At 45.3% G+C, this 25341-nt stretch carries 20 protein-coding genes; 2 read left to right on the top strand and 18 right to left on the bottom strand.

Features of this window, described 5'->3' with window-relative positions; translation table 11 throughout:
- Positions 1-37: 37 nt before the first annotated feature.
- The 16 genes from IJJ71_RS09460 to ftsH form a co-directional block, all read right to left on the bottom strand.
- Complete coding sequence (locus tag IJJ71_RS09460; protein ID WP_296846582.1) at positions 38-463, bottom strand: hypothetical protein; 426 nt, start codon at positions 461-463, stop codon at positions 38-40.
- Between the two features lie 41 nt (positions 464-504).
- Positions 505-960: an ASCH domain-containing protein gene (locus IJJ71_RS09465; protein WP_296846583.1), complete on the bottom strand. Its 456-nt coding sequence runs from the start codon at positions 958-960 to the stop codon at positions 505-507.
- Entirely contained in the window at positions 960-1265 is a 306-nt protein-coding gene (locus tag IJJ71_RS09470) for a hypothetical protein (RefSeq protein WP_296846584.1), read from the bottom strand. The genes IJJ71_RS09465 and IJJ71_RS09470 overlap by 1 nt, the downstream gene beginning before the upstream one ends.
- An 11-nt stretch (positions 1266-1276) precedes the next feature.
- Positions 1277-2140, bottom strand: coding sequence for a hypothetical protein (locus IJJ71_RS09475; protein ID WP_296846585.1), 864 nt, complete (start codon positions 2138-2140; stop codon positions 1277-1279).
- Positions 2141-2250: 110 nt separating this feature from the next.
- Entirely contained in the window at positions 2251-3612 is a 1362-nt protein-coding gene (locus IJJ71_RS09480; RefSeq protein ID WP_296846586.1) for a hypothetical protein, read from the bottom strand.
- Positions 3613-3967: 355 nt separating this feature from the next.
- Positions 3968-5503, bottom strand: a complete 1536-nt coding sequence (gatB, locus tag IJJ71_RS09485; RefSeq protein WP_296846587.1) for an Asp-tRNA(Asn)/Glu-tRNA(Gln) amidotransferase subunit GatB — start codon at positions 5501-5503, stop codon at positions 3968-3970.
- Entirely contained in the window at positions 5504-7003 is a 1500-nt protein-coding gene (gatA, locus tag IJJ71_RS09490) for an Asp-tRNA(Asn)/Glu-tRNA(Gln) amidotransferase subunit GatA (RefSeq protein ID WP_296846588.1), read from the bottom strand.
- A gap of 194 nt (positions 7004-7197) precedes the next feature.
- Entirely contained in the window at positions 7198-7506 is a 309-nt protein-coding gene (gene gatC / locus IJJ71_RS09495) for an Asp-tRNA(Asn)/Glu-tRNA(Gln) amidotransferase subunit GatC (protein ID WP_296846589.1), read from the bottom strand.
- An 85-nt stretch (positions 7507-7591) separates the two neighbouring features.
- On the bottom strand, positions 7592-8776 hold the full coding sequence (locus IJJ71_RS09500; RefSeq protein ID WP_296846590.1) for a hypothetical protein: 1185 nt from the start codon (positions 8774-8776) through the stop codon (positions 7592-7594).
- 114 nt (positions 8777-8890) lie between these two features.
- Entirely contained in the window at positions 8891-9748 is an 858-nt protein-coding gene (locus IJJ71_RS09505; RefSeq protein WP_296846591.1) for a tetratricopeptide repeat protein, read from the bottom strand.
- Positions 9749-9800: 52 nt separating this feature from the next.
- Positions 9801-12308 (bottom strand): hypothetical protein, encoded by a 2508-nt coding sequence (locus IJJ71_RS09510; protein WP_296846592.1) that lies wholly within the window; start codon positions 12306-12308, stop codon positions 9801-9803.
- 11 nt (positions 12309-12319) lie between these two features.
- Positions 12320-14779, bottom strand: a complete 2460-nt coding sequence (locus tag IJJ71_RS09515) for an ATP-dependent helicase (protein WP_296846593.1) — start codon at positions 14777-14779, stop codon at positions 12320-12322.
- Entirely contained in the window at positions 14779-16350 is a 1572-nt protein-coding gene (locus IJJ71_RS09520) for a MiaB/RimO family radical SAM methylthiotransferase (protein WP_296846594.1), read from the bottom strand. Before IJJ71_RS09520 ends, IJJ71_RS09515 begins: the two co-directional genes overlap by 1 nt.
- Positions 16351-16425: 75 nt before the next feature.
- Positions 16426-17514, bottom strand: a complete 1089-nt coding sequence (locus IJJ71_RS09525) for a helix-turn-helix domain-containing protein (RefSeq protein ID WP_296846595.1) — start codon at positions 17512-17514, stop codon at positions 16426-16428.
- A gap of 7 nt (positions 17515-17521) precedes the next feature.
- Positions 17522-18202 carry a LolA family protein gene (locus IJJ71_RS09530; RefSeq protein WP_296846596.1) on the bottom strand — a complete coding sequence of 227 codons (681 nt, stop codon included), beginning with the start codon at positions 18200-18202 and terminating at the stop codon, positions 17522-17524.
- Positions 18202-20262: an ATP-dependent zinc metalloprotease FtsH gene (gene ftsH / locus IJJ71_RS09535; protein WP_296846597.1), complete on the bottom strand. Its 2061-nt coding sequence runs from the start codon at positions 20260-20262 to the stop codon at positions 18202-18204. Before ftsH ends, IJJ71_RS09530 begins: the two co-directional genes overlap by 1 nt.
- Before the next feature lie 132 nt (positions 20263-20394).
- Between ftsH and fliS the strand changes: the two genes are divergently transcribed.
- Together fliS and IJJ71_RS09545 are read left to right on the top strand one after the other, a co-directional pair.
- Positions 20395-20835 carry a flagellar export chaperone FliS gene (gene fliS / locus IJJ71_RS09540; protein ID WP_296846598.1) on the top strand — a complete coding sequence of 147 codons (441 nt, stop codon included), beginning with the start codon at positions 20395-20397 and terminating at the stop codon, positions 20833-20835.
- A 21-nt stretch (positions 20836-20856) separates the two neighbouring features.
- Positions 20857-21345 carry a flagellar biosynthesis protein FlgN gene (locus IJJ71_RS09545; protein WP_296846599.1) on the top strand — a complete coding sequence of 163 codons (489 nt, stop codon included), beginning with the start codon at positions 20857-20859 and terminating at the stop codon, positions 21343-21345.
- Positions 21346-21452: 107 nt separating this feature from the next.
- On the opposite strand, the gene IJJ71_RS09550 is transcribed toward IJJ71_RS09545, so the two are convergent.
- The gene (locus tag IJJ71_RS09550; protein ID WP_296846600.1) at positions 21453-22223 is read right to left on the bottom strand and encodes a TIGR02757 family protein; all 771 of its coding nucleotides are present in this window, start codon (positions 22221-22223) and stop codon (positions 21453-21455) included.
- Positions 22201-25341: a FlgD immunoglobulin-like domain containing protein gene (locus IJJ71_RS09555; protein ID WP_296846601.1), complete on the bottom strand. Its 3141-nt coding sequence runs from the start codon at positions 25339-25341 to the stop codon at positions 22201-22203. The genes IJJ71_RS09550 and IJJ71_RS09555 overlap by 23 nt, the downstream gene beginning before the upstream one ends.

Raw genomic sequence — 25341 nt, forward strand, 5'->3', positions numbered from 1 at the left:
ATTGGATGAACCCACCGAAAGCTCGGTGGGATTTTTTTTAGTCTCGTGTCACCAAAAGAGCACACAAAACGATAAGGTGTGTCGCAAAGCCATAGAGCCAGCTAAGGAAGTTATTCATTCCGCCATTGAGCAATCCGCCCCTGCCGAGGAAATCAGCAAGAACAATAGCAGCAGCCCATACGATAACGACAATAAGCTTAAGGATTGAGCCGAAAGCTCCCATTCTGTCACCGATGAAAAGCTGGAGAATGATAAAGATTCCCGAAAGCAGTTCGATTACGCCGAACGCAATCACAATGATGCGGAGCAAGTTGCCAGAAAGTCCTGAGAATACAGTTCTGATTGCATTGCAGCCGAAGTCACCGCCACCCTGCAAAGCCCAGATTCCACCAACAGCAAGCATTGCGCCCACCGCAAGATTCAGCACGACCCAGAAAAGCCGCACTCCAGATTTGTTAGCCATAACAGCCTCCTTTTATAATGAGCAATTAGATTGCTAATTTATCATTTCCTATATATTACGCTGAAAATTTCACAGACAATTCTTGAATCTTCGTGAACCTCAAAGCCGCACGCATGGGCTTCGTCCTCAAGATTGTCACGCATTTTTTCACGCCACTCATCAAGATTCTCGTCCTCTCCGTCACGCTGAGCCAAATCCCACGGAATTTCATTGAAAGGAATCACGCTGACATTGCTCACCCTCAGGACGGCGCAAGGTTCTTCCTGCGCATCAAGAAGCACATAAACCTCACCGGCCACAGGAATCGACTCGCGGTTAATCTCAAAGGCATCAAAAGGTGTAAAAGTCGCCGTTTTTGCCCCCGAAAGAACCATCGTAAGCTGAGTCTGCCCGGTAACGCCTGAATCCTCAAAGCAAAGCTCGCCAGAATAGACGGCCTCGCCTTCCTTCTGATTGGTTGCCTCAAGATAAGTTTTCCAGAATTCTGCCGTTGTCATTATTTTCTCCCTGTTTTTATCAGCATCAGGATAAAAGCCATGATTACGAATAAGCCCGGAACGATCGCAAGCACGAGCTGGACAAGAGGGATTTCATTTCCGAGTATGGATATTTCTCGCGCCGTGACAAATCCGAGCCTTAAAAGCAAATCGAAAACAATCGAAGAATAGCCCGTAACAGCCGCAAACACAAGGAACATCCATGAAAAATCCCTTGTACGGCTCCAGAGCATAATCGCAAGAAAGGCAATCACGCCGCCGAGAAAAAGTTTGATTATGAAGAAGATGATTTCAGTTTCGGTCATCCTCAGCCTCCCTAAAAATCGAAAGGCTTGTTTTTAAGAAGGGTGAAATTTCCTTTGTCAGCACCGAACGGCACGATTGACGGCTGATTGTACCTAGGGCTGATTACCAAATGACAATCAAGACAGTGCAAGACGAATGCCGAATAATCTGACTCCGGGACTTTCGGGAAAAGATAAGGGCCTTTTCGCTCCCAGTATTTTGTAATAATCTGATCGTAAATGAACCAGTGTTTTTCCTCACGCTCCTGCAGGGCTTTGACAAGGTCGTAGATTGAGCGGGTAACAGCAGCCGAAATTGGAGCCGAGAGAAAAGTCTCGCCAGGATAATCCTTGAACCTGGTTACGAATTTTTGAACCTGAGCCTTAAGCCCATCCTCATCAAGAGCAAGGAACTTTATCACATCTTTTTTGACTGCCAGAACATAGATGCTATCCGCCCACGGAAGAGGTGGCTCAAAAACAATACAGTCGATTGTACGAGGATCTACATTCGCTCCATTCCATGGCTTCCACGCCGAAGTTGACTCAATCGAAAGATAAAGGCCAATCTCAAGGGCAGCCTGCTTGTCAGAGAATGTGAATGCAACCCGCTCGTCGCCAAAAAGAGCCGAAACCGCACGGTCAAGCTGAGTTCCCTCACGCCCGCATGGGGAAGAAAAATCAGTGAAGTAATTGCCGGTGATTCCCCGCTCCAGGACATTTTTGAGCACTGTAAAAACAGAGCCGCCCCAACCCAAAATCGCACGGCCACCTTCCTGATAAAGGTCAGTGAGGCGGACAGATTTTGCAGTGTACAAAAAGCACTTTCGGGCACGCTTTACAGTACCGAACCGTGAGAAAATTTCCTGCGAAAGATTCAAATTATCCGCTGACATTGCATGAATTATAACAAAAAAAGGATACACCGTGAAGATGTATCCTTTCAAATTCGCTGGCTGACATCACCAAAAACTGAAGTTTTCAAAGATGTCAAATCAAGTTTTCCCTAGTTTCCAACGATTTTAAGCGTATTGCCGATATACAAATGCGTTCCATCGTAAATAGCAGCTCCCTGGTCAAATTCTTCAACTTCAGTCACTGTTTTTGTCGGGTCGTCTTTGTCAGGCTCGGTTGAAATCGACTTTCCTTTTACACAAAGAAGACCGCCTTTGTTCGTGTAAACACCTGTAATGTCACATCCTCCAGTTTCAGTGGTGTTTTTCATATTCTCCTCAATCATCTTTTTATGTGATGCATATTCTTCATCAAGTTGCTTTATATATTCCTCATCATAATATTCTTGATTCTGCGCCTCTTTTTTCATTCTGGCAAAGTCTTCTTCCAATTGTTTCAGCATGGCCGCTTTGTAAGCCGACAGATCAACTAAAGCTGTATATTTCATGGCTCCTGTCAAGGCACCGGCACTTGTCGTTGTTATCGCCATATTCATATTGATGTTGACGGTCGCCATATTCACTTCGCCGCCCTGATCTCCTTGACCGCTTATATTCTGAGTGAAAGAGAAATTGTAAGCAAAGACAGAATCCAAGCCGCTTCCGCTGACACGGTTCATACAGAACTCATATAAAAAATATGTGTCGCCTATTTTAAACAAACTTGGAGCAAACGGCTCGTAATCGTCATAATTTTTCGCTTTTTTGGAGAATTTGCCGGTCGTTTCGTCATAGTCATATTGAGCAACTACCACACCAGCATGCAGATTTTCCAAAGTCTTACCGTCAGAACTGAATTCATAGTACTCAGCGGAATCACCTTCGTTTACAATCTGGAATTTTTTGCCAGCAAGTTCAGAGGCCTTAGGAATTGTTTTTCCAGATAAATCCTTGGCATCAGCGGCAACTTTTCCGGCACCATTTCCGACATCAACCTTTTTGACCAAAGAAACAACAGGCTTTCCACTGTCAGTCTTATCACCAGAAATAACAGCCTCAATCAAGACACTGCAATCATCATTTGGAGTTGTCGCAGTAATCTCAACCGTAATTTTGATTTTTGTGACTTCTTTCAAAGTTATGGTAACAGATTCAAGTCCGCTATCAGTATCTATAGCCGCACGAGAACTGCTTGCACTGACAGAACTCTGTCTGAACAAGTCAGCAGGATTAAGACTGCCGTCATTCAAAGCAGCTACAGTCGAGTCGCTCAGAGGATTTGAAGTCAAATCAACGGAAACATCTTCCTTATATGTTCCGCCCTTATCAACAGTGGTGGACTCAACATTCGCGCTGATTGTGGACAAGACCGAAGGACCAGAATCATCATCGTCCTCATTGTTCTTACAAGACGCGAAACCAAAAGCCATGGCGACTGCAGCGACAGCCATAAAAGTTTTGAAGAGATTTTTCATAGGGTAAACTCCTTATCTGAAAGCTCAGATTGAATAATAAAGTTTACCCCCCCCCCGTATACTATACAGAAGAGGATAAATTTAACTTCAAGGGCAATCCAGCCCAAAATTTAAATTTATTTTAACACAGACTGCTCAAAAATCAAGGGGAATTTTTATGGATTTTCACATTTTTATATATAAAACTAAAAAGGACGCAGATTTTTCATCCGCGTCCCTTTCTGTAGTTTTAGGTTAACACTGAAAAATCCGCAATCGGATTTATTCAGTGTTTCCTTAGACACCTTATAGCCACAGGCTCAGCCACCGTTGTTTTGTCCGTCCCTCACAGGCATCGAACCAACAAAAAGGAGTGTTACAGTTTTGCCAGTTTCTCGCTTACAAGTTTTGTCGCCACACCCGGGTTTGCCTTGCCCTGAGAAGCCTTCATAACCTGCCCCATGAGCCAGCCCACTACGTTAGTCTTTCCGCTCTTGAAGTCAGCTACGGCCTTTGGATTTGCGGCGATAACCTGATCGACGATTGCTTCGATTGCACCTGTATCAGTAACGCTTTCCATGCCTTCGCTCTTGATGATTTCAGCTGGCATTTTTCCGCTTTCAAGCATTTTGGCAAAGACAGTTTTTCCCTGCGCCGAAGTGATTTTTTTATCGGCAATGGCATTAACAAGCTCTGTGATGTGAGCAGGCTTAATGTTGACTTCGCTGATTGTGATATTCTTTTCATTGAGAACGGCAAGAAGCTCGGCCAGAATCCAGTTAGCGACCTTTTTGACATCTTTTGCGCCCTCAGCAGCTTCCTCAAACCAAAGGGCAAGCTCGCGGGTATTTGTCAAAGTCTCAACATCAAAGTCACTAAGGCCATAATCCTTCTTGAAGCGAGTGCGTTTTGCTTCCGGAAGCTCGCCGACACGGCCTTCTGCACGTTCGATAAGTTCTTCGTTTACGCTGAAAGGCTTGATGTCCGGCTCAGTCGTAAAGCGGTAGTCAACGAATGAGTTCTTTGTTCGCTGGACGACAGTCTGACCTTTTGCCTCGTCCCAGCCCATCGTAACTTTGAAGCCTGCGTTGAACTCCTGGCGGTCACTCTGGAATTCTTCGAGCTGTCGTTTTGCCTCATAAGTACAAGCCTCGCGGATTGCCTTGAAGCTGTTCAAGTTCTTGATTTCGGAAATCGGAGTGTGATAAAGCTTGCCATCTTCCCAGACATTGAGGTTGATGTTAGCGTCACAGCGCATGTTTCCTTCTTCGAGGTTACCTGCAGTAACTTTTACATAGCGAAGGATTTCCTGAACAGTCTGCATGAAGAGAGCGGCTTCTTCCGGGCTGGACATATCCGGCTTTGTGACAATCTCAATCAACGGAGTGCCGGAACGGTTGTAGTCGATATAAGAATGTGCGCCCTGCAAGTGGAGAGACTTACCTACGTCTTCCTCAAGATGGATTCGCTCGATTCGGACACGGCGGTATTTGTTATCGATGATACATGGCTCTCCCTTGAAATTTACAGGACGATGCTTTGCTCCGCCAACCTGCTCGTCTTTCGGGAAGTGAGAAAGCGGCAAATCAACATAGCCGTCTGTACACAAAGGAACATCGTACTGCGTAATCTGATAGCCCTTTGTCAAGTCAGGGTAAAAATAATGCTTACGGTCAAATTTTGTGAAACGAGCAATGTCACAGTTGAGAGCAAGGCCCGCAACAGCACCAAGCTCCACATACCCCTTAGAAATTCGAGGCATCGCACCAGGCAAGCCCAAACAAACCGGGCAAACTCGAGTGTTCGGCATTCCGCCATAACGATTTTCACAAGCACAGAAAGCCTTAGTCTTAGTCAAAAGCTGCGTATGAATCTCACAGCCGATTACAATTTCGTATTTATCGATAGCCATTTATTTGCTCTCCTTAACCGGAACTCCGCAGCCTTTGTGGTCTTCTTCCCAGGCTTGTGCAAGCTGCAAGATTTTTGCTTCGCTGAACATTTTGCCTGCGAACTGGATTCCAACTGGCATTCCGTCTTTGTTTGAACCAGCCGGAACTGAGATTGAAGGGATTCGGGCAAGGTTTACGAAGACTGTGTAAAGGTCGCTCAAATACATTGCGAGCGGGTCATCGTATTTTTCACCGAGCTTGAATGCAGGTGTCGGACAAACCGGGCAAAGAATGATGTCGTAATTCTCGAACAAGGCGGCAACCTCGCGTTGGATTCGTGCACGAACGCTCATGCCTTTTTTGTATGTGTCGCCTGAGAACTGCTCAGAAAGAACATAGTTTCCGATGATGATTCGGCGTTTTACTTCCGGACCAAAACCTTCGCTTCGGCTGTCAACATAAAGCTTGTCGTAGCCTTCACCATTGTCAACGCGACGACCATAGCGAATTCCGTCGAATCGGCTCAAGTTTGAAGCGGCCTCAGAAAGTGCGATTACATAGTAAGCGGCGATTGAAGCGTCAAGAATCGGGAGATCAACGACTTCGATTTTTGCACCTTTGCTTGTGAACCATGCTTTTGTGTCCTCGAAGACTTTTTTAACATCGGCATCCAAGCCTTTTGCTTCTTCGAACTGCTTTGGAACAGCAATTTTGAGTGAAGAAAAGTCTTTATAAGCGCACAAGTTTTTGAGAGAATCAGACTCCGGCAAATCCGCGCTCGTATCGTCATAGAAATCAACTCCGCTCATAAGGCTGAGAGGAAGCGCGATGTCCTGTGGTGTGTGACCAAGAATACCAACCTGATCAAGAGAAGAGCCGTAAGCAACGACACCCCAGCGGCTGAGAACGCCGTAAGTTGGTTTGAGACCGTAAATGCCACAATAGCTTGCAGGCAATCGGACAGAACCACCAGTCTCTGTTCCCAAAGCAAAAAGTGCCTGATTTGCGGCAACGGCAGCAGTTGAGCCGCCAGAAGAACCGCCGGAAACATAGTCGCGGTTGATCGGGTTGCGTGTCGGGCCGTAAACAGAATACTCCGTTGAAGAACCCATGGCGAATTCGTCCTGATTGCAGCGACCGAGCGGAATCGCTCCCTTTTCTGCAAGGCGGGCAATTACAGTTGCGCTGTAAGGAGCAACATACCCTTCAAGGATTTTGCTTGAACAAGTGAGGCGGTGTCCTTTGCAGGAAATATTGTCTTTGTTTGCAAAAGGAATACCCAAAAGCGGTTTTTTCTCGAAAAGAGCGTCGATTGTGCCGTTTTTTTTGGCAGCGGCAATCTCAGCGTCAGCGGCTTTTGCAAGCTCAATTGCATCTTCATAAATTTCAAGGAATGCGTTCAAAGGCTTTTCTGATTTCTGGTCAGCGGCAAAAGTGTCGATTGAAGCCTGAACAAGTTTTTCACTGGTAGTTTCGCCCGATTTCAACGCGGCGACCGTTTCTTTTATTGTATAATACATAATTTCCTCATTTACAAATGGGCTAGGCTATGGAGCCCCGAAGTAGCCGTAGGCTATGAGCGTTAGCGAAGGGCGGAACAGCCGACCCGCGAAGCGGGGAGCCCTTCGTTCGCAAAACCTCCTGTTTTGCTCACTTCGACAGAATTTCTAACGAAATTCTGTCCCTGCCTTTACCTTGCATCCATGCAAGGCACTTAAGCGCCTTCCCCAAGAACTTTTGGAACCTGGAAGTAGCCGTCCATGAATTTGTCGGTGACTTTTTTAACATCCGGGATATCCAGTCCCGCAACAATTTCGTCCTCGCGGAGCTTTTCTGCCTCGGTTGAAGGGTATGCGTCGTAAGGATTTTCTGAATCGTCGTATTTTGAAAGAATGTCGAAATATCCGACAATTTCATCAACCTGTTTTTTAAGAGTAGCCATGTCAGTGCTTTCTGGTGACAGGCGAGAAAGATACAAGAGATTTTCAAGAGTTGTCTCGTCAACTGTTTTATGAGTAGCCATGCTGACAGTATATCAAAAAAAAGCCCGCCGAATCAATCAGCGAGCTTTAAATCACACGGCAAGCGTTAGTGCATTTCCTAAATGTCTAATTGAGCGCGAGCCTTAAGCTGACCGCACCAGAAGGAATTTTTGAAACGACATCGTAGCTTGCGCTGAACGTAAGGTCAACGACCATCATATCGATTGCAAATCCTCCGTAAAGAACTGGCCGTACATGATCCGTGAACTTACTTGAAACGCCGTCAGAGAAATCCGAAGGAAGGAAGCCGTAAGAAAGAGCTTTCTCAATGTTACTATTGTTGGTATTCAAGATTGAAGCCCAGTTTGCATGAACCTTCCAGTCAACATTGCTCTTTGACATCATAACTCGTGCGCCTACGAACGGAACAAGGCACAGGAGCTTGATAGAAGCCTGCGTGCTGAGAACGATGGAAGTCGTGTCAAAATCAAGCTGTGCGCGAGAGCCGTCCTGCTCCACGCCGAAATTTCCTTTTGTGTAATATCCGCCGAGTCCGACGGAAAGTTTTGGCCGCAAAAGACCGCCTTTGAGGATTGCGTAACGGACATCGCCGCCGAGCATGAAGAAGTCGAAATATGCAGGATCCATTGCCTTTCCGATTGGCTTGATTGTGTTTGAGTCGATGGACATTGCCGTAAAGCCGACGTCAAACGGAAGAATGAATCCGCCGACACGGACATCAGCCGTAATTGTAGGCATGACGAGCGTTTCAGGAATGTCGCCGCCATTTTTCATACCGAGCGCTTTTGCAACAGAAACAAGCGGCTGCAAGTCCAGTTTTGAGACACCTGCATTGATACCGAAACCGAGATTTGGCTTAGGAAGAATATGACCAATCCATGCGTTCGCCCAAACATTCTGCTGAATCTGGGTGTTAGGAACAACATCGAGCATGATGTCAGAAAAATCATTGAGGCCGTTGACGGTAGTTGTGTAAGGATTTAGTGTCGAGATTCCAGAATTGTTTACATAATCCTTGTAGGCCGTTGTCGCCTGATTAAGCGCATTCTTTGCATCTGAGCTTGAAACCCCGGCGTTTGCCAATGCAGTCTGAATCTCGCCCAAGTGCTCTGCGGCAATTTTTATAATATCAAGAGGAACATTTCCGACAACATTAGCCCCAGAGGAATCTGAAGTATCGATTGTTAATGTCTCGCCGTTTCCCCAGTTAAGAGTTATGCTCTCCGAAAATGACGGGAAAGCTATGACAAGCGAAGCTAATGCCATCGCAAAAAATTTAACTTTCTTCATATTGACTCCTTAAAAAGTAGTTAGTCCTCTAATACTTTTTGGACTTCCGTTATATTTACCTTATTTTAACATAATTTCAAGTAAAAGCAACTGTAAATGCAGAAATTTCTAAGCTTACCTGTCGTCGTCGTCTTTTTCGTCCTCTGCCATTTCCTCATCGATTCCTGAGCGGTTGCGCAGATACTGGAAATTCGAGTAACCTTTTGCATTGCATTTTTTAATGATGTCCAGTTCCGAGTGACCGAGATTCAAATCAAAGGCTTTCTGGAGATATTCTTTTGCGACATCAAATTTTTTGTTCTCATAGTTGATTTGAGAAACACCGATGTAAGCCATGTATTTTTCGCCTGGAATTGAAGCGGAGACGGAAGCGATGTTGTACTGAGTCTGAGCCTTTGTCTTTCCGCCGCCCGCAAGCTGAGGTGCGTAAAAAAGCCAGTTTCCAAGATTTACCCGTGCCGAAGCCCTGTTCGGATTGATTTCAAGGGCTTTTTCGTAATAGCCCTTGACTTTGAATCCGTAAAGGAAAGTTGCCGTAACCGAACGCGTCATATAGTAAGAAGTTGCATCGCCCGCAAGAAGGCAAATCCAGTCGCTGACCTGACCTTTTTTGCGCGAATCAATGCATTTTACAGCACGCTTCATCAGTTCCTTCATTTTTTTGCGGAGTTCTTTTTGATTTCCGACAGAAACCAGAGAATGCTCATAAATTTCCGTAAAATAAAGCGTTTCAAGAATGCACTGTTCCTGCTCAAAATCAACGGCATGAGGTGGAAGCCCTGCAATAGCCTCGTCCCTAAGGTCAGAAATCTTTTTTACCGCAGTTTCATACGGCTCGTCCTTGAGCGATACCCTTAGAGTGACAAAATCCTCAGCCTTCTGCCGGGTGTAAGAAGAAATTGCGTCATTGGCTGAAAGAAATCCGCAAAAAAAAGAAAAAATCAGAATAAAAGAAAAAAATCGCTTTCGCATATAAATAAAAAATCCTAAAAAGCTAAGAGTTACTGGGAAATATAAAGTCTTTTCATTCAAACAAAATTATATTAGAGAAAATTCCAGTCTTTACGGAAATTGTAATTTTTTCACCGTCCCATGTCAACTTTCCTTTTCTTCTGGAAAGAAAAGCTATGCCTGACTTGCTGAAAAAGCCCTTTTTTCCGCTGATATCAGGCAAATCCGCAAAGGAAACATTTATTTTGACAGGTTTTTTTTCACTTATCCCCTCAGTTGCCGCTGCATAAATTTTTTCCGCAGAATCTTCAAGCTGAACAAAAATCGTCTCATCATCAATCGTAAGGAAAAAAGCTCCGACATGAGGCAGTTCCGGAATGTAGTAAAGGCTGGCATCTTTTTTAGCGGAAGGGCTCTTTCCGTCAATCTTTTGAGGAATTTTCGCAAGCGCAAAATAATCAGGGAAGGAATCCCTTAAGAATTTATCGCGCCCAATCTCTTCATTTTCGTTTTCAAGGTAATCCAGTTTCTTAAGGAGATTTTCGTAGCTTTTTATGCGCAGTTTTGCAAGTTCAATGAGGGCAGGATACATGAAAAACCGGACTTCATACATGGCACGGAAATTTTCAGCATTTGTATCGATAAGCCGGTTTCCGAAACTCGCCATTGTCTTAAACTTTGGAAAATCAATCTGATTCAAAAGAGTGACCGTTGCCACAAAATCCGCCAGACGGAAGCCGACTCGGAAAGCGTTTGTACCGTCCTTCTGGTCACCGTAAAAGGCAATCTCACCGTTCAGGTAAGAAATGAATTTTTTGTTCACATCGATTTTTTTCCGGATTTCGTCATAATCCTTTTTTGAATAGAATTCTTTTTCCGGAAAGGCGTATTTTTCATAGCTATAAACCGGGAGCATTAAATCTGATGCGGAAATGACTTTTACTTTGGCAGAATAAGAGCCTAAATCATCGCTGTCACAGAGAACTGAAAAATCTTTTCCGTCCGCACACTTTCCGCTGATACGGACATAATTAGTCGCCGCCTCACCTGCAAGGGCGAAAAGAGCCTTGTCGTTTTTTGAAAAAAGATTTTCGAGCAGGGAAGCAAATTCTTCATGGTCGGCGAATTTTCCATCTTTCGTGCGGTATGCGGAATCCAAATCAAGGGTCACAAAATAGCGCTTGGGAGTTCCGTCAAATCCCGGATTGTAGCGCGTTTTGTAAGTCCACATTTCAACATTGTAAAGAGTAAAATTTCTGGCCTCGCTCCAGCCGTCTTTTGCCATTTTAAGGGAAAGGGTGAATTTTCCTTCGGAAGCAAGGTTCATGCCTTTTAAAGTGCAGGAAATTTCCGGAATCCTCTTTTTCCCAAGCACCAGATTTCCAGAATAATGAAATTCCGTCGGATTTCCCCGGACATGTTCCCCTGAAAGGAAGTCATCTTCATTAAGAATAAGATTTACAGGCTTAAAATTCCATTCTGAATCAGAAAGCTGCTTGAAATAATATCCTGTCTTACCCTCAGAATTCAAGCCAGCCACGCGAAGTTCACGCGCAAAATTTCCCTGACCATTCTGGTGAATCGAAATGAAGCGCGAAAGCCGGGCTTTTCCTGAAAGCGGAATCTGATTCTCTTTTTTCCAGTCCTCCGCCGGTAATCCCCAGAGCGTGTAGTTTGAAAGATAATCCTTCCCGGTCCACTTCTGCGCTGTATTTTCATAGGTATATTTGAAGAACATTGGATCGCAGCCCATCGTGTCAAAATCAATGAGCCTTGTATACATGGTTCCGTCGTCTGCAATCAGAAAAAGCGTGGAACCGGAACAGGAAATATTCCGGGCTACAAACCGCCCGTTCTCAGGATTTTGAATTTTATTGCTGAAATCAACCGGCATTCCAGAATCGGTGAAATAGATTTTCTGTCCGTCCTCACTCAAAAAGTAGACCGTCGCCAGTCCCATCGTGCCATAGTGATGCTGGTTTCCAAACCTGTCCTCGTACCAGAGAATGTCACTTCGCCGCACTCCCATTGCCCAGCCGCGCTTGTCTCTGACCAGCTCATTCTGATAAAGGACCTCTTTCTTAGGCCAGCCGAAAACATTTGACCAGACCCAGACTTTTTCATCAGGAAGTTTCTGCGTGTAGATAAAATACATCCGGGCCTTGTCATCAAATGCAAAAAGGCAGTCGCCGTCAGCAAAAATTTCCGTAATTGAATCAGGGCTTTTCCATTTTTCAACGGGAATCAGAGAAGAATAAAAAGGAAGACCAGTTCCTAAGAAAAGCTCCCAGTCACTATATTTTTCATATTCAGGATTTTCAGGAGCCGCTTTCCGCCAGATTTTTCCGTCCTTGATCATGAACTGCCAGTCTTTCAAAAAAGTCTGGGTCATGCTCTTTACATGTATTTCTGACGGACTTGAGCCGTTGAGATTTTCACGCGATGTCAAATCAGGAAGCGTGACATTTGGTGCGGAAAAAGAGGCCTGAACGCTCTCGTAGTAAGCCTTGTCAGCATGCCGAGTGGAAGCACAGCCAAAAATAATAAATAAAAAGGCAAGCAGAGGGGCAAATTTTCTCAAAACTGATTCTCCTAATCCTTTACAATCATCAGGCTTGATTCCTGATACTTTGGCAAAAAACGCTTGACTCCGCCGTTCTCAAAGCTGACCGTGATTGCGTACTCTCCCTCGTCGTTGGTCTGCGTGTTCATGATGATGCCGTAGCCGTAATCATCGTGATAGATTTTTGCTCCGCGGCAATATTTTCTCTTAATCGGGTCAGCCTCAACATCAGGATGGCTCAGGCCACGCTCGCCGTAATCTCCGCCGTGAAAGCCGCTTCCCCGGTAGCGTGAAGGGAGCTGACCGATTGCCTTAACGCCCTCGCGCCCCATTTCAAGCAGGAAAGGACTGCATTTCATGTACTCGATGTGGCCGTACATTCGGCGCACGGCACAGCTGGTAAGATAAAGCTCGTTCTTTGCACGGGTAATTCCGACATAGCAAAGACGACGCTCTTCCTCCATTTCTTCCTCGTCGTCTCCGTTTCGCGGGAAAACGCCCTCCTCCATTCCTGTCATAACGACCCGGTTGAATTCCAGGCCCTTCGTGTTGTGAAGAGTAATCAGAGTTACGGCATCCTCAGCAATGTCTTCGTCCGCATTTGAAAGCGTGCGGTCAAGCTGAATATTGTCCAGAAAATCCAGAAGCCCCTGACGAGCCAGCGGATAAGGAACGGCTGAGTTCGCAAGCTCCTGAATGTTCTCAACGCGGAAAGTATGCTCATCCTTGTCACGCTCCTCGTAATAAGAAGCAAGGCCTGATTTTTTGGCGATTATCTCAATCAGTTCGGCAAGAGTCTTGCGACTTTCACGCTTTTTTAGCTCATCTGATGAATTTCTCACAGAGGCCACAGAGGAATTTTGAGGAAGATTGTTTTCTCCATCCTGAGAAAGCGATGCTCCCGAAGAATCTATTTCTCCAGAAACGACCTGCTCTGCCAACTCGCCACCAGCTGAAACATCTTCCCCAAAAAGATTTTCTATCTCGTCAAAAATTTCTATGAATTTTGAAAGTTCTCCGCGCACTTTTGCAGAAAGAGACGGCATTTTGTAGCGGCAGGCTGCGATTATGTCATTCGCCTCAAATTTTTGCCTGATTTCGCCATTTTCTTCTATTAATTGATACTCCGTCTGAGAAGCAAGCACTATCGCGTCCTGGGTTTTGTTTCCGATTCCGCGCGCAGGTTTGTTTATGATTCGTTGGAAAGCGATTTCATTCTTGTGGTTCGCGACAAGTTCCAGCCATGCAATCAAATCTTTAACTTCCTCACGCTCAAAGAATTTTAACGATCCGACGATTATGTATGGAATCTTTTTTCGCACAAACTCGCTCTCAAAGCCCATCGACTGTGCGTTGGTTCGGTACAAAATTGCCCAGTCCGAGTAAGGGGTTCCCATCGAATGAGTTTTTTGAATCAAATCTGCGCAGAAATGAACCTCATCGTCCTGATTCGGCAAAAAAGCCAGCACAGGAGTCTTTCCGCTGCCCCGCTCCGCCCGCAATGTCTTTCCAAGACGGCCGGAATTGTTTTTAATCACATTGTCCGCAAGCGAAAGGATTTCCTGAGTTGAGCGGTAATTGCTTTCAAGGCGAACGATTTTAGTTCCGTCAAAAATCTTCGGGAAGTTGAGAATATTCTGGATTTCAGCCCCACGGAATTTATAAATCGACTGGTCATCATCGCCGACAACGCAAACGTAAGTGCCGCTGCCCTCATTAAAGCCAGAAAGTGCTTCCAGCAATTTGAACTGAGCCACATTTGAGTCCTGATACTCATCGACCATAATCACACGGAAACGACGGTACATTTTTTCGCGAAGGGCGGCATTTTCTTCAAGCGCAAGATACGGAAGAAGAATCAAATCACCGAAATCAACATTTCCGGTTGCCCTGAGTCGCTTTTCGTAGGCCTCATACATCTGAGGAAAATCGCTCGGATTCAAAAATGCTTCTTTTGTAAGAAGTTCCGGGCTGTCAGGCTTAAGACAATAATCTTTTGCAAGTGCGATTTTGCGGGCATACTGAGCAGCTTCTTTTTTGGTAAGCTTTGGCTCGACTTTCTGAATCAGAGAAACAACGTCCTCATCGTCATAAACTGTGAAATTTGGATCAACGCCAGCGTATTCGGCATACACGCGCAAAAACCATGCGCCGAAAGAATGGAATGTGCGGATTTGAGCTTCACTCGCCAAAGGTTCCAGAGCAACAGCCCTTTCGTGCATCTCATTTGCGGCCTTTTTAGTGAATGTGACCGCAAGAATTGAATACGGGTTCACTTTTTTTTCGCCGATGAGATAAGCAATTTTTGTAGTGATTACACGAGTCTTTCCAGAGCCGGCCCCCGCAAGAATCAAAAGCGGGCTTCCTTCGTGAACGACAGCCTCATGCTGCTCTGGGTTCAGAACTGAAAGATATTCCTTAGCCCGCTCCGAAAGCTCATCAGATTGAGAAGATGTTATGCCAGAAAGGATTTCGTCTTCAAGAGCCATTAGTTATTATTTTCAATTTCCTGCGCAAACTGAATCTCATCTGACTTTGCGATTTTTTCATTCAATGGAGAGTCACACACAAAATCAGCGTTCAGGTCAACATCACCGCTTGAAACGATTTTTACGCGGACAAGACGGCCTGTTTTGACGGCATTACATTCTGACTCAGCACTTCGGTCGTAACGCACGACAACGCTTCCGTCAACTTCCGGAGCCTGGAACCATGCGCGACCGATTGCCAAACCTTCATCGGGATTTTCCTCGCTCTGAGAAAGCACTTCCTCAATAAGAATGTCACATTCACCGCCACAACGAGTCTTTAATCGCTCGCGGGTAATTTCTGCCTGAATCTCGACAAGTTCTGCCGCACGCTTTTCAGCGATTTTGTGCGGAACCTGTTTTTTGAAACTGAAAGCCGGAGTGTCGTCTTCTTTTGAATATGAGAAGCAGCCGCTCCAGTCAGTCGAAGTCTCTCTCAAAAAGGCTTTTGTGTTCTCGAAAGACTCTTCTGTTTCACCTGGGAAACCTGCCATGAAAGTGGTGCGAATTGCCGCATCAGGGAAAGTTTCGCGGATTTTGGAAATGAGTGCCTTGTATTTTTGAGCAGAGCCTACGCGGTTCATCGATTTGATAATCGCATCATCGCCGTTCTGGAACGGAATGTCAAAATAATGCAAGAATCGTGAATCAGCCTTCATAACCGGAAGAATATCTTCGTTGAAGTGATCCGGGTGAATGTAAAGCAGACGAACCGCAAAAGTTCCTTCAATCTGAGAAATCATCTTGATAAGCCGTGCAAGCCCGCTTTCTTTTTTATCCACAGATGGGCACAGATTATCACAGATTGAGTTTTCGTCATTTATATCTAATCGGTGCAAATCTGTGGAAATCTGTGGATAAATCATACTTCCCGGCGTTCCGTTCGGCAACTTTGTCCTTCCGTCGCCGAAGCAGTTGTCTTCAGCTCCAGTGCCGTAGGCCGCCAAATCCTGACCAATCAGGTTGATTTCGTACACGCCTTTTGAGACCAAATCTTTGATTTCTTCGATAATTTCACTTGCTTTTCGGCTTCGAAGGTCGCCACGGATAATCGGAATCGCACAGAACGAGCATCGGTTGTTGCAGCCCTCTGTGATTTTTACGAAAGCCGTGCCTTTAAATGAAAGAAGAAGATTACGGTCGCCACAGCAAACGCCCTTCTGCTCAGGCACAAGCACAGGTCGCTCGTCTTTCATAAGAGGCTCAATCACTTTATAAATCTGGCTCAAATCTCCGTTGCCAAAAAAGCCATCGGCCTCAAGCAAATCGTCTTTGAGTTCGTTGGCATATCGCTCGGCAAGACAGCCCGCAAGCAAAATCTTGGCTTTCGGGTACATCTGCCGTGCGCTCATTACAGCGTTAATGCTCTCTGTTTTGGCAGACTCGATGAATCCGCACGAGTTTACGACGATTAAATCAGCTTCGGTCGGCTCAAAAGTCTGTTCCCAGTCCTTTTTTTTGAGGAGATTGATGATTAATTCACCGTCAACCTGATTCTTAGCACATCCATGCTGGTCAATAAAAAATCTCATGAAAAAAAAATTACTCCAGATATTTCAGTTTGCAAAACAGAAAAGGCTAATTTTCCGTTTTCCACTTTCCGCTTTCTAGTCAATATCCACAATTACGACCTTGTATCGGCCGTCAGTATCTTTAATCCACTTGATGTCCTGAGCGATTACTTCGCCAGCTTTTGGAACAGCCAGATCATAAGTCTTAGAATTTGCGACAATCTGCAACTTAGCGGCATTTCCGTTTGAAATCCACAGGCGCACGCCGTTGCTTGCAGTAATGTTGACAATATCACCAGTTGCGAAATAATCCTCGACAGTTTCCTTTCGGTCCGGGCGATAACGGAACAAACATCCGCCACGGAAGCTTGCGTTGATTGTGAATGGATAAGCCCTTGTATCAGAGAAGACTTCGGTTCGAGCCTGCTCCTTCGGCAAATCTTCGGCGTTAGGAATCTGATTTTCATCAGGTGAAGCAATTGCCGCATTCGAAGAGCTTTTGAGCATGATTTTTACCTCGGCTCCACGGTCAACATTCTTCTGAGAAACATCAGAGACATAAACGATAAGGTCAGAAATTGAATTTCCATCAACATCAAGCTCCAGTTCCTCAGAAAGTTCAACATACTGAACGCCTGCAGGAGTCTCCAGTGCAAAGATTCCCTCGGTTTCTGCGACAGTAAGGAAGATGTTGCCTTTGTCGGTACCCATGATAAGCTGGTCGCTTTTGAAGAGTCTGCCAGAGAACGGCTTTTCTGTAAGCTCGTATTTTTTGAATTCATTTCCGCTTGAAAGAGACTCGTCTTCTGCCTTGCTGACAAATCTTGCCCTGAAAACAAGAGTAAGAACGACAGTTGCTCCAATCAAGAAAATGACACAGATGGTGACAATCAGCGGAATCAAGAATCTTGGGCGTTCCCGTGCAGTCAGAGCAAGCGGTGGCGGAGTCTCCTGAATTTTCTTTGCATGGTACAATGTAAGGACATGCTCGGTATTTACTTCAAGGTAATCAGCATAAGTCTTCAAAAATCCGACAAGATACGGCTCGCCTGGGAAAACAGCAGCCTCTTCTTTTTCAAGAGCCTGAAGATATTCCTGAGTGATAGCAGTTTCGCGGGAAATTGTCTCAAAATCGATTCCCTGTGTTTCACGCGCTTTTTTTAGGATTTCACCATAGCTTTCCATTTTTTAATTACTCCGAGAAAAGGAAATTGTTGTAATTGTTTGCCGATGTCGGCGGATCATAAATAAACCGCTGGTCAGAAATTCCAGAATTCAGTTTGTAATTTCTAAAATCAAAGACAAAAGTTTCACCCTGAGGAGTCACAGCCGAAATTCTTCGGATTAACATTGAGCTTGGGGTGACGGCCATTCTGATGATAGAAAACGCCTCGCTCATGTTTCGGCGGCGAAGCACGAGATTGACGACCATTTCTTCGCTTCCTTCCTCAAGAGGAACAGCTTCCTGACCGGTTTCATAAGCCGGAGAGTAGTAACGGCCGAGCAAAGCCAATCCCTGCGCCGTAGCAAGGTTTGCGCCATTGTTTGACGAATTATCCACTGACTGATTCAAGATTGCCGCATTTCCTGGCAAATAAATTGTAAGCAAATCGCCGTTAAAGCAGATTACCTGATCTTCCGGGCTTGAAAAGTCAATTCGAAGAAGGTTCGGCTTTTTATAGGAAACCTTTCCCCTCATTGAAGTTTTTCCAGCTTTAATATCAACATCAGCTTCGTAATCCTTGATTGTTGAGTAATTTTCAGAAACCGACTTAAAAAATGACGACGCTGTAAGAATTCCCTGTGCAGAAACAGAAAATGACGAAAGGAAAACGCTTAGAAATAAGAATTTAGTAATTAGGAATTTTTTCATTATTCTGCCTCCTTTGACTCTGGCTGAGCAACCTCTTGGGTTACGGCTGCTGCCGCCAAATCCTCGCAATGCTCATGCGCCTTGATAATGTCATTGAATTCTTTTGAATCCATTGTCTCAACTTCAATCAGACGGTTTGCAATATATTCAAGCAAATCTTTTTTGCTTCTGAGGAGAGCAAGTACATGCTCGTAACGCTCATTCATTATCCGGGCAATTTCCTCATCGATGAAGTTCTGGGTTGCCTCACTGAATTCGCGGACAAGATTTGGCTCGCCGCCACGATTTCCGAGAACGCCTTTGCCCAAAGTCATATTCTTGAATTTGTCGCTCATTCCGTAATCGGTAATCATGCGCTTGATGATGTCAGTTGCCTGCGCGATGTCGTTAGAAGCACCTGTAGAAATATCACCGAGCACGATTTCTTCTGCGGCACGACCGCCAAGTGAAGAATCAACCTCGTTAATCATATCCTTGCGGGTCAAGAAATTCTTTTCTTCTTTTTCTTCACGGAACTGAGTAAAGCCTCCGACACCGTGAGAGCGCGGAACGACAGTGATTTTATTAACCGGCGTGTGATCAGGAGTGAAAGCTGCGACCAGAGCATGGCCAGTCTCATGAACTGCGACAAGCCGGATTTCTTTTTCGTTGTCTTTTCGGCTCTTCTTTTTAAGACCAATGCTGACCTTATCAATTGCCTCGTTGAAATCAGTCATTGAAACCTTGTCATGACCATTTCGTACAGCAAGAAGAGCTGCCTCGTTGACGACATTCGCCAAATCTGCACCTGCAAAACCTACAGTTCCATGTGCCAGAGACTCAAAATCAACAGTATCGTCAAGTTTTACATTTTTTGCATGAATTCTAAGGATTGCCTCACGGCCCTTTACATCAGGTCGCTCAACAGGAACCTGTCGGTCAAAACGGCCAGGACGAAGCAAAGCCGGGTCAAGGATGTCGGCACGGTTTGTAGCGGCAAGGATAATCAATCCCTTCTCGTTGTCAAAGCCGTCCATCTCGACCAAAAGCTGGTTCAAAGTCTGCTCGCGCTCATCATTGCTTGAGAATCCATTCATTCGGCTCTTACCGATTGCATCAATCTCATCAATAAAAATGATACAAGGAGCCTTTTCACGAGCCTGCTTAAACAAATCACGCACTCGGCTTGCACCGACACCAACGAACATTTCGACAAAATCAGAGCCGGAAATTCGGAAGAACGGAACCCCGGCCTCACCTGCAACGGCACGGGCAAGCAAAGTCTTACCTGTTCCCGGAGGTCCTACGAGGAGAACGCCTTTAGGAATCTTACCACCAATGTCAGTGTATTTTTTTGGAGATTTAAGGAAATCAACGACCTCGACAAGCTCATCCTTAGCCTCGTCAACGCCTGCGACATCAGCAAAGCGGGTCTTTACCTTTCCTTCATCAACGGCTTTGTTTCGGCTTCCACCGCCAAAAACAGAGCCTAAGCCCCCCATTCCGCCGGTCATCTTGCGGAACATAAAGAAATAGATTGCCAGTAAAATGAGGAACGGAAGGATATTGATAAGAATCTGAACGAAAATATTAGTCTGTTTTGTGACAAATTTGTACTGAATGCCCTTTTCATCGAGGAATTCAATGAACTTTGCCATGAGAACGCCGGTCGTCTTGTAAACCTTGCGATTTGTCGGCTGCGGCTGGTTGCGCCTCAAAATCGGGAAAGTCCTTAGAGCAAGGCTTTCTTCGGATTCAGTCGATACGCTGAATTCTTCGGGACCATAACCAATGAAAACATTTTCGCCCATCTCAACCTGAACGATTTTTCCGTCATCAATCAGTTTTTTAAACTCAGAGAAATCGATAAGAGTCTCAGGCTTTTGCATGAGGAACATGTTCACAAATGCAAGCGCAAGGACAACCGCGACCATGAGTGTGAAAAACGGAAATTTGAAAGGCTTTTTGTTGCGGTTCTGATCGTCATCACCACTGTCAGGGTCTAATTTAAAAAAATTGTACGGATCTTTGTCGAAATTCTTTTTTTCTTCGTCTTTTTTTGTTTCGTTAGTATCTGCCATTAGTTTTCTCAAATATAAAATATGCTATTATAAATATAGAGAATTTTTCGCTTTTAGTGAATAGAAAAATCTAAACTCATTCACTTAGTTTCCGAAAATAATAGAGAATATCTGTTTTCGGGAGGGAAAACAATGGCGTTTGGAAATCCGTATGCGGCTTATCAGACAACGGCCGTAAAAACTGCAAGTCAGGGCAAACTCGTCGTAATGCTCTATCAGGGAGCTGAGAGGGAACTGAGTGCAGCACAAAAATGCTTCGGTGCCGATGATAAAATTCCTGCCTCAAAAATCGAGGATTTCGGAAAGCATGTCATGAAAGCTCAGGAAATCATCAATGAGCTTCAGGTTTCCCTGGACATGGAAAAAGGCGGCCAAATCGCGCAAAACCTTATGTCCCTCTATGTTTATTTTAACAAAGAACTCATGGACATCAGCATCAAACAGGACAAAAGCAAACTCCGCCAAATCCTCAGCATGATTAAGGATTTAGGCACGGCTTGGGAATCTGCGGCACAAAATACGGCAGCAGATTCAGTTCCGCAGGCACAGAGAACGCTCAATATCACGGGCTAAGTGCAAAATCAGGAGCAAGATATGGCTAAAGAACTTTCGAAAGAAGAATTGGACGAGAGAATCGCGATTTTAAAAAGATTCCGCAAACTTCTTGAGCAGCAGAGGAATAAATTTCAGGAATATCTGATGGTTCTCGAAAGTCAGGAAGGAAGAATCGAAATGGAAGACGGAGATTCAATCGCCGCCCACGCAGAGCTTGAGAATCAGATTGTAAAAAATCTTGCGAGCCTTCAGAAAGTCATCGTTCCGATGCAGGGAATGTACAACGCAATCATGCCGGGAGTTCCTGTCGCGGATAATGCGAGCGTGGAGCAGCTTCAGCTTGACCTTGCAAACCTTCAGAAGCAGGTTCTCGCACAGAACGAGCGCAACCGAAATCTTTTGCAGGCTCAGATGGGCAAAATCAAAGCACAGCTCGGTAACATGAATCTGATGAATCCGTATCGCGGAAGAAGTTCGGTCTACGCAGAAAAAGCCGCAGTCGGAAGCACGATTGAATATAATGTTTAAGGATCTACACCAAGCCCAAACAACGCGAAATCTTTCGAACCGAAAATCCTTCCGTGGATTTTCGGATTCGTACGAGAATTTTTGTTCCAAAAATTCTCTCTTTGCTTTTACCTCGCCTCCTGCGAGGCTATACCCAAACCAAATAACGCAAAATCTGCCTTTGTTGGGTCGTCGGGGAAAACCTCGGCGACTTTTTTTGTCAGTTCTATCGCTGTTTTCAGGTTCGCGGATTTTGAATTAATCAGGCCAAGCTCATTCGCCTGCTGCATGACATGAGTGTCGAGCGGCATGAGCAAGTCTTTTTTACTAAACCAAGTCCACAGCCCTAAATCCACCGGGGAATTTGTACGCACGAGCCATCGCAAAAGCATGTTCACCTTCTTAGCCGCAGAATCCTTGGAATGAGGAAGAAGCTTGCACTCAGCCGGGAAAGCCTCCGAAATCACCTGATGAAGAAAAATCTTTTGATTTTGCTGGCATGAGGATTTTTTAACTCCTTCCCATTTTTCTTTGAAATATGCCCCGATTGTCTCAGCCGACTCAAGAATCACACGCAATCCGTCAAAGAAAAGTCTCATATCCGTATTCGTGTACATTCGATAGAAAGAAATATCATTTTCAGGGAAGAATTCGTTGTACTTTTTGGAAAGAATCCACTCGCAGGGAGATTGCCCCGCCTCACTCAAGATTTGCTCGACATGTGAAAGGATTTGCTCGCGACGGCCAAAAGCAAGGTTCGCCGCAATAAAAGCGACCGTCTCAGATTCGCGCACACTGGAATAACGGTGCATGAACTGAGACGGATCTTTTTTGAGGAAATCGGCCGACTCATACTTCTGAGCCAGCTCGATTAATTTATTTGTTAAGGATGAATTCAACTCGCCTGTTCTTCCATGCGTTGTCTTTATCACCACGGGCTGCGACAGGCTGACGACCACCGCGACCAACTGCGCTCAGGCGGCTTCCGTCAACACCGTAGCTCTTGAGCTTAGCCTTGACGAATTCCGCACGATCTTTCGAGAGCGGTTCAAGAGCGAGACCGTGCTTGTTAGTTGTCTCCTCTTCTTCGGTGCCAGTGATGCTGTTTGCGTGGCCTTCAACGGTGACTGTGTAATTCTTGAATTTGTTGAGAATCTGTGCGATTCGCTTGAGGATTCGCTCGTTGTTTGCGGCCTGCGCCTCAGTGATTCCGGCTTTCTTGACATTTCCGGCTGCATCGACGACACGAACGCCAAAGTCTGCGGCATCCTGTCGGAATATAATAGAAGGAACTGCCATTTTGAGGACATCACCAACGCGGATTACAAGAATATCGACCTCAATTTTGCCCTCAACAGTGCTTGTCATGCCGAGAGTGTCAGTAACAGTGAATGTGTAAGGATAATCAGTAGCTGACTGGACAAGCTCGCCGTTCTTTCCGCGGCCGTCCCAAATAATTCGCTCTGTAATAGAAGATTTTCCGCTTGTTGACCAGAATGGCTTTCCGTTCGGGTCTTTGATTGTGAACGACCAGTTCTTGAGAGGAACAACATCGTTGCCCTTAAGCTGGATGTACAAATCATCATTCTCACCATCGTTATCAGGAGAGAAATACTGAGGAGCAGTCTTTACAGTGAGCTGAGGAGGAGTGATAGAGCAGATGAACAATGAAGAATTGACATCAATCTCGTTACCCTTTGCATAAGTCATCTTGAGGTTTGCGATAAATGCACCCTCCGCAACCTTTTCTTCTGAATCAAGGCCGTTCCAGATGATTTCAGCAGGCATGTCCTTCTGGTCTTTGTCTGACCAAGACTTAACGACTTTGCCTTCTGGAGTTACGATTGAAACGCTCCAAGAATCAACTCCGTCTTTGAGTGACGGGCGAAGTGAAAGTTTCTGAGTTTCGAGGAAGTTGTCACCGTTCGGACTGAATGCGTCATGCTCGGCCGTAATGTAAGCCTTTGCCTCGCGGTTATCAACTCTGATGTTTCCGATTTCTGCACTTCCTTTGTTTCCGGCAGCATCTTCTGCAAGGACTACGAGTTTATAAGTTCCGTCCTCAACTTTGTTTCCGGCTGAATCAGTGCCGTCCCAGACAATGCTTTCAGGAGCCTTGCCCTGCCATGTGTATGAACGCATGACCTCGTTCGCTGAATTGAGGACATTTGCAGTCCATTTATCTTCGTTAGATGTCTGTGCAGTGACATTCAATGTATCTTTTTTGCCGTCACCGTCAGGTGAGAACAATGTGAAAGGTGTGCTCAAAGCAACGCTTGGTGCGACAGTATCGAGGATAAACAGCTGAGAAGAAGTTTTTGCCTCGCTTCCGTTTGCAGATTTTGTCGCAAGGCTTGCAAAATATTTTCCGTCCTCGCATCTTGTTCCGTCCGATTTGAGGCCGTTCCAAGAAATTGAAGAAGGAAGTGATGTTCCGCTCTGCGCCCATACAGTCTCGCCGTTTATGTCCTTGACCTCAACAGTGTATTCGTTGATTGTGCTTCCGGCTTTTACGACAGGAGAAAGTTTGACAGAAGATTTAGCTTTGTCTGTTCCTGCAGGATTGAATGCCGTCGGTGAGACAGCAAGCAAAAGCTCGGTCTTGCTTGTATCAAGGTTGATGTCGCTGACAGTTGATTCCGAAGAGTTTCCAGCCAAATCCGTTGCCGTAAGGACATATTTGTATTTTCCGTCTGCGGCAAGTTTTCCAGAATCATCAAGACCGTTCCATTCAACTTCATCTGGAAGGAATGAACCGAAATCAAACTGGCTGACAGCATTGCCTTCCGAGTCGATGATTTTACCTGTCCAGTTTTCAACAGGAGAACCTGCATCGCTCGCGGCTGACTGGCTGATTACCATGATGTCGGAATTTCCGTCACCGTCAGGAGAGAATACGGAAGTTTTTGCCTTAACTTTTGCAAGCGGCGGAGTTTTATCAAGAGTGAATTCCGGAGATTTTACCAAATCAGGAACATATCCATTCGAGTATTTTGCGCTTACGACAGCCTGGTACAATCCTTCTGCGGCTTCTGAACCAGAATCAGTTTTGCCGTCGAAAATGATTTTGCTCGGAGGATTGTCTTTTCCGCTGTAAGTTTTTACGGTTTTTCCGCTCTTGTCGTTGATTTTTACAGACCATTCGACAAGTTTGTTGACTGATTTTGCATCAGGAACAGGAATTTTTACGAAGAAAGAAATCGTATCGTTGATTCCATTGCCGTTCGGAGAGAAATACTTGCTGCCAGAAATTGAAATGTTCGTAGCAGGTTTGTCGGCAGAATAAATGATGTTGGCGATTGTTGCAGGATTTGAATCATTGCCCGCACGGTCAGTTGCCGAAACTTTGTAAGTATAAACGCCGTCAGGAAGAGGGCTGCCAGAATCATCGGAGCCGTTCCACTCAAAGCTGAGCGGAGAACTTGAAGTCCATTTGTAAGTGCGGACAGCCTTGCCTGTTGCGTCGCTGAAAATACCAGTCCATGAGTCTTCCTCAGAACCGTTCTGGCGGATAGCAAGGACAGGTTTTGCGCCCTCACCGAAGATTTTTTCATTTGAAGAAGGTTGTGCAAGATCAACCTCTGGCGGTGTATTGTCCACGATGACGACAAGTTTTTTTGTTTTTGCAGAATTGCCGTTGTCATCGGTTGCAGTAGCGTAGTAGTAATATGTTCCGTCCGGAGCAACATCACCGTCATCCATGATACCGTTCCATACGACAGAAGAAGGAACAGTTACGCCGGATTTTGGAGTGAAAAGAGCTTTCCAGAAAGTTTTGAAAGTGATTTTTGACTCTCGTTTTTCCTTGTTGCCGATTGTGCGGACAATATTGCCCTTCTCATCCTCGATGATGAAAGACCAGTCCTTGACATATCTGTTTTCCTTGATTTTGAAAGGAACTTCAAGGACATCCTGCTTGCCGTCGTTGTTCGGAGAAATGTAAACAGGAGATTTTTCTGAATAGGCGACTTCTGAAACAAGAAGAACCGCCGCAAATGCAAGAATCGATTTTTTCAT

The sequence above is a fragment of the Treponema sp. genome (assembly GCF_017430385.1).
Taxonomy (GTDB): Bacteria; Spirochaetota; Spirochaetia; order Treponematales; family Treponemataceae; genus Treponema_D.

Excerpts from the sequence above, each read along its gene's own strand:
- IJJ71_RS09520 (WP_296846594.1), bottom strand. The coding sequence starts at position 16,350 with ATGAGATTTTTTATTGACCAGCATGGATGTGCTAAGAATCAGGTTGAC.
- IJJ71_RS09470 (WP_296846584.1), bottom strand. The coding sequence starts at position 1,265 with ATGACCGAAACTGAAATCATCTTCTTCATAATCAAACTTTTTCTCGGC.
- IJJ71_RS09545 (WP_296846599.1), top strand. The coding sequence starts at position 20,857 with ATGGCTAAAGAACTTTCGAAAGAAGAATTGGACGAGAGAATCGCGATT.
- IJJ71_RS09505 (WP_296846591.1), bottom strand. The coding sequence starts at position 9,748 with ATGCGAAAGCGATTTTTTTCTTTTATTCTGATTTTTTCTTTTTTTTGC.
- IJJ71_RS09460 (WP_296846582.1), bottom strand. The coding sequence starts at position 463 with ATGGCTAACAAATCTGGAGTGCGGCTTTTCTGGGTCGTGCTGAATCTT.
- IJJ71_RS09515 (WP_296846593.1), bottom strand. The coding sequence starts at position 14,779 with ATGGCTCTTGAAGACGAAATCCTTTCTGGCATAACATCTTCTCAATCT.
- IJJ71_RS09525 (WP_296846595.1), bottom strand. The coding sequence starts at position 17,514 with ATGGAAAGCTATGGTGAAATCCTAAAAAAAGCGCGTGAAACACAGGGA.
- fliS (WP_296846598.1), top strand. The coding sequence starts at position 20,395 with ATGGCGTTTGGAAATCCGTATGCGGCTTATCAGACAACGGCCGTAAAA.
- IJJ71_RS09480 (WP_296846586.1), bottom strand. The coding sequence starts at position 3,612 with ATGAAAAATCTCTTCAAAACTTTTATGGCTGTCGCTGCAGTCGCCATG.
- gatA (WP_296846588.1), bottom strand. The coding sequence starts at position 7,003 with ATGTATTATACAATAAAAGAAACGGTCGCCGCGTTGAAATCGGGCGAA.
- IJJ71_RS09465 (WP_296846583.1), bottom strand. The coding sequence starts at position 960 with ATGACAACGGCAGAATTCTGGAAAACTTATCTTGAGGCAACCAATCAG.
- IJJ71_RS09475 (WP_296846585.1), bottom strand. The coding sequence starts at position 2,140 with ATGTCAGCGGATAATTTGAATCTTTCGCAGGAAATTTTCTCACGGTTC.
- ftsH (WP_296846597.1), bottom strand. The coding sequence starts at position 20,262 with ATGGCAGATACTAACGAAACAAAAAAAGACGAAGAAAAAAAGAATTTC.
- IJJ71_RS09555 (WP_296846601.1), bottom strand. The coding sequence starts at position 25,341 with ATGAAAAAATCGATTCTTGCATTTGCGGCGGTTCTTCTTGTTTCAGAA.
- IJJ71_RS09530 (WP_296846596.1), bottom strand. The coding sequence starts at position 18,202 with ATGAAAAAATTCCTAATTACTAAATTCTTATTTCTAAGCGTTTTCCTT.
- IJJ71_RS09500 (WP_296846590.1), bottom strand. The coding sequence starts at position 8,776 with ATGAAGAAAGTTAAATTTTTTGCGATGGCATTAGCTTCGCTTGTCATA.
- gatB (WP_296846587.1), bottom strand. The coding sequence starts at position 5,503 with ATGGCTATCGATAAATACGAAATTGTAATCGGCTGTGAGATTCATACG.
- gatC (WP_296846589.1), bottom strand. The coding sequence starts at position 7,506 with ATGGCTACTCATAAAACAGTTGACGAGACAACTCTTGAAAATCTCTTG.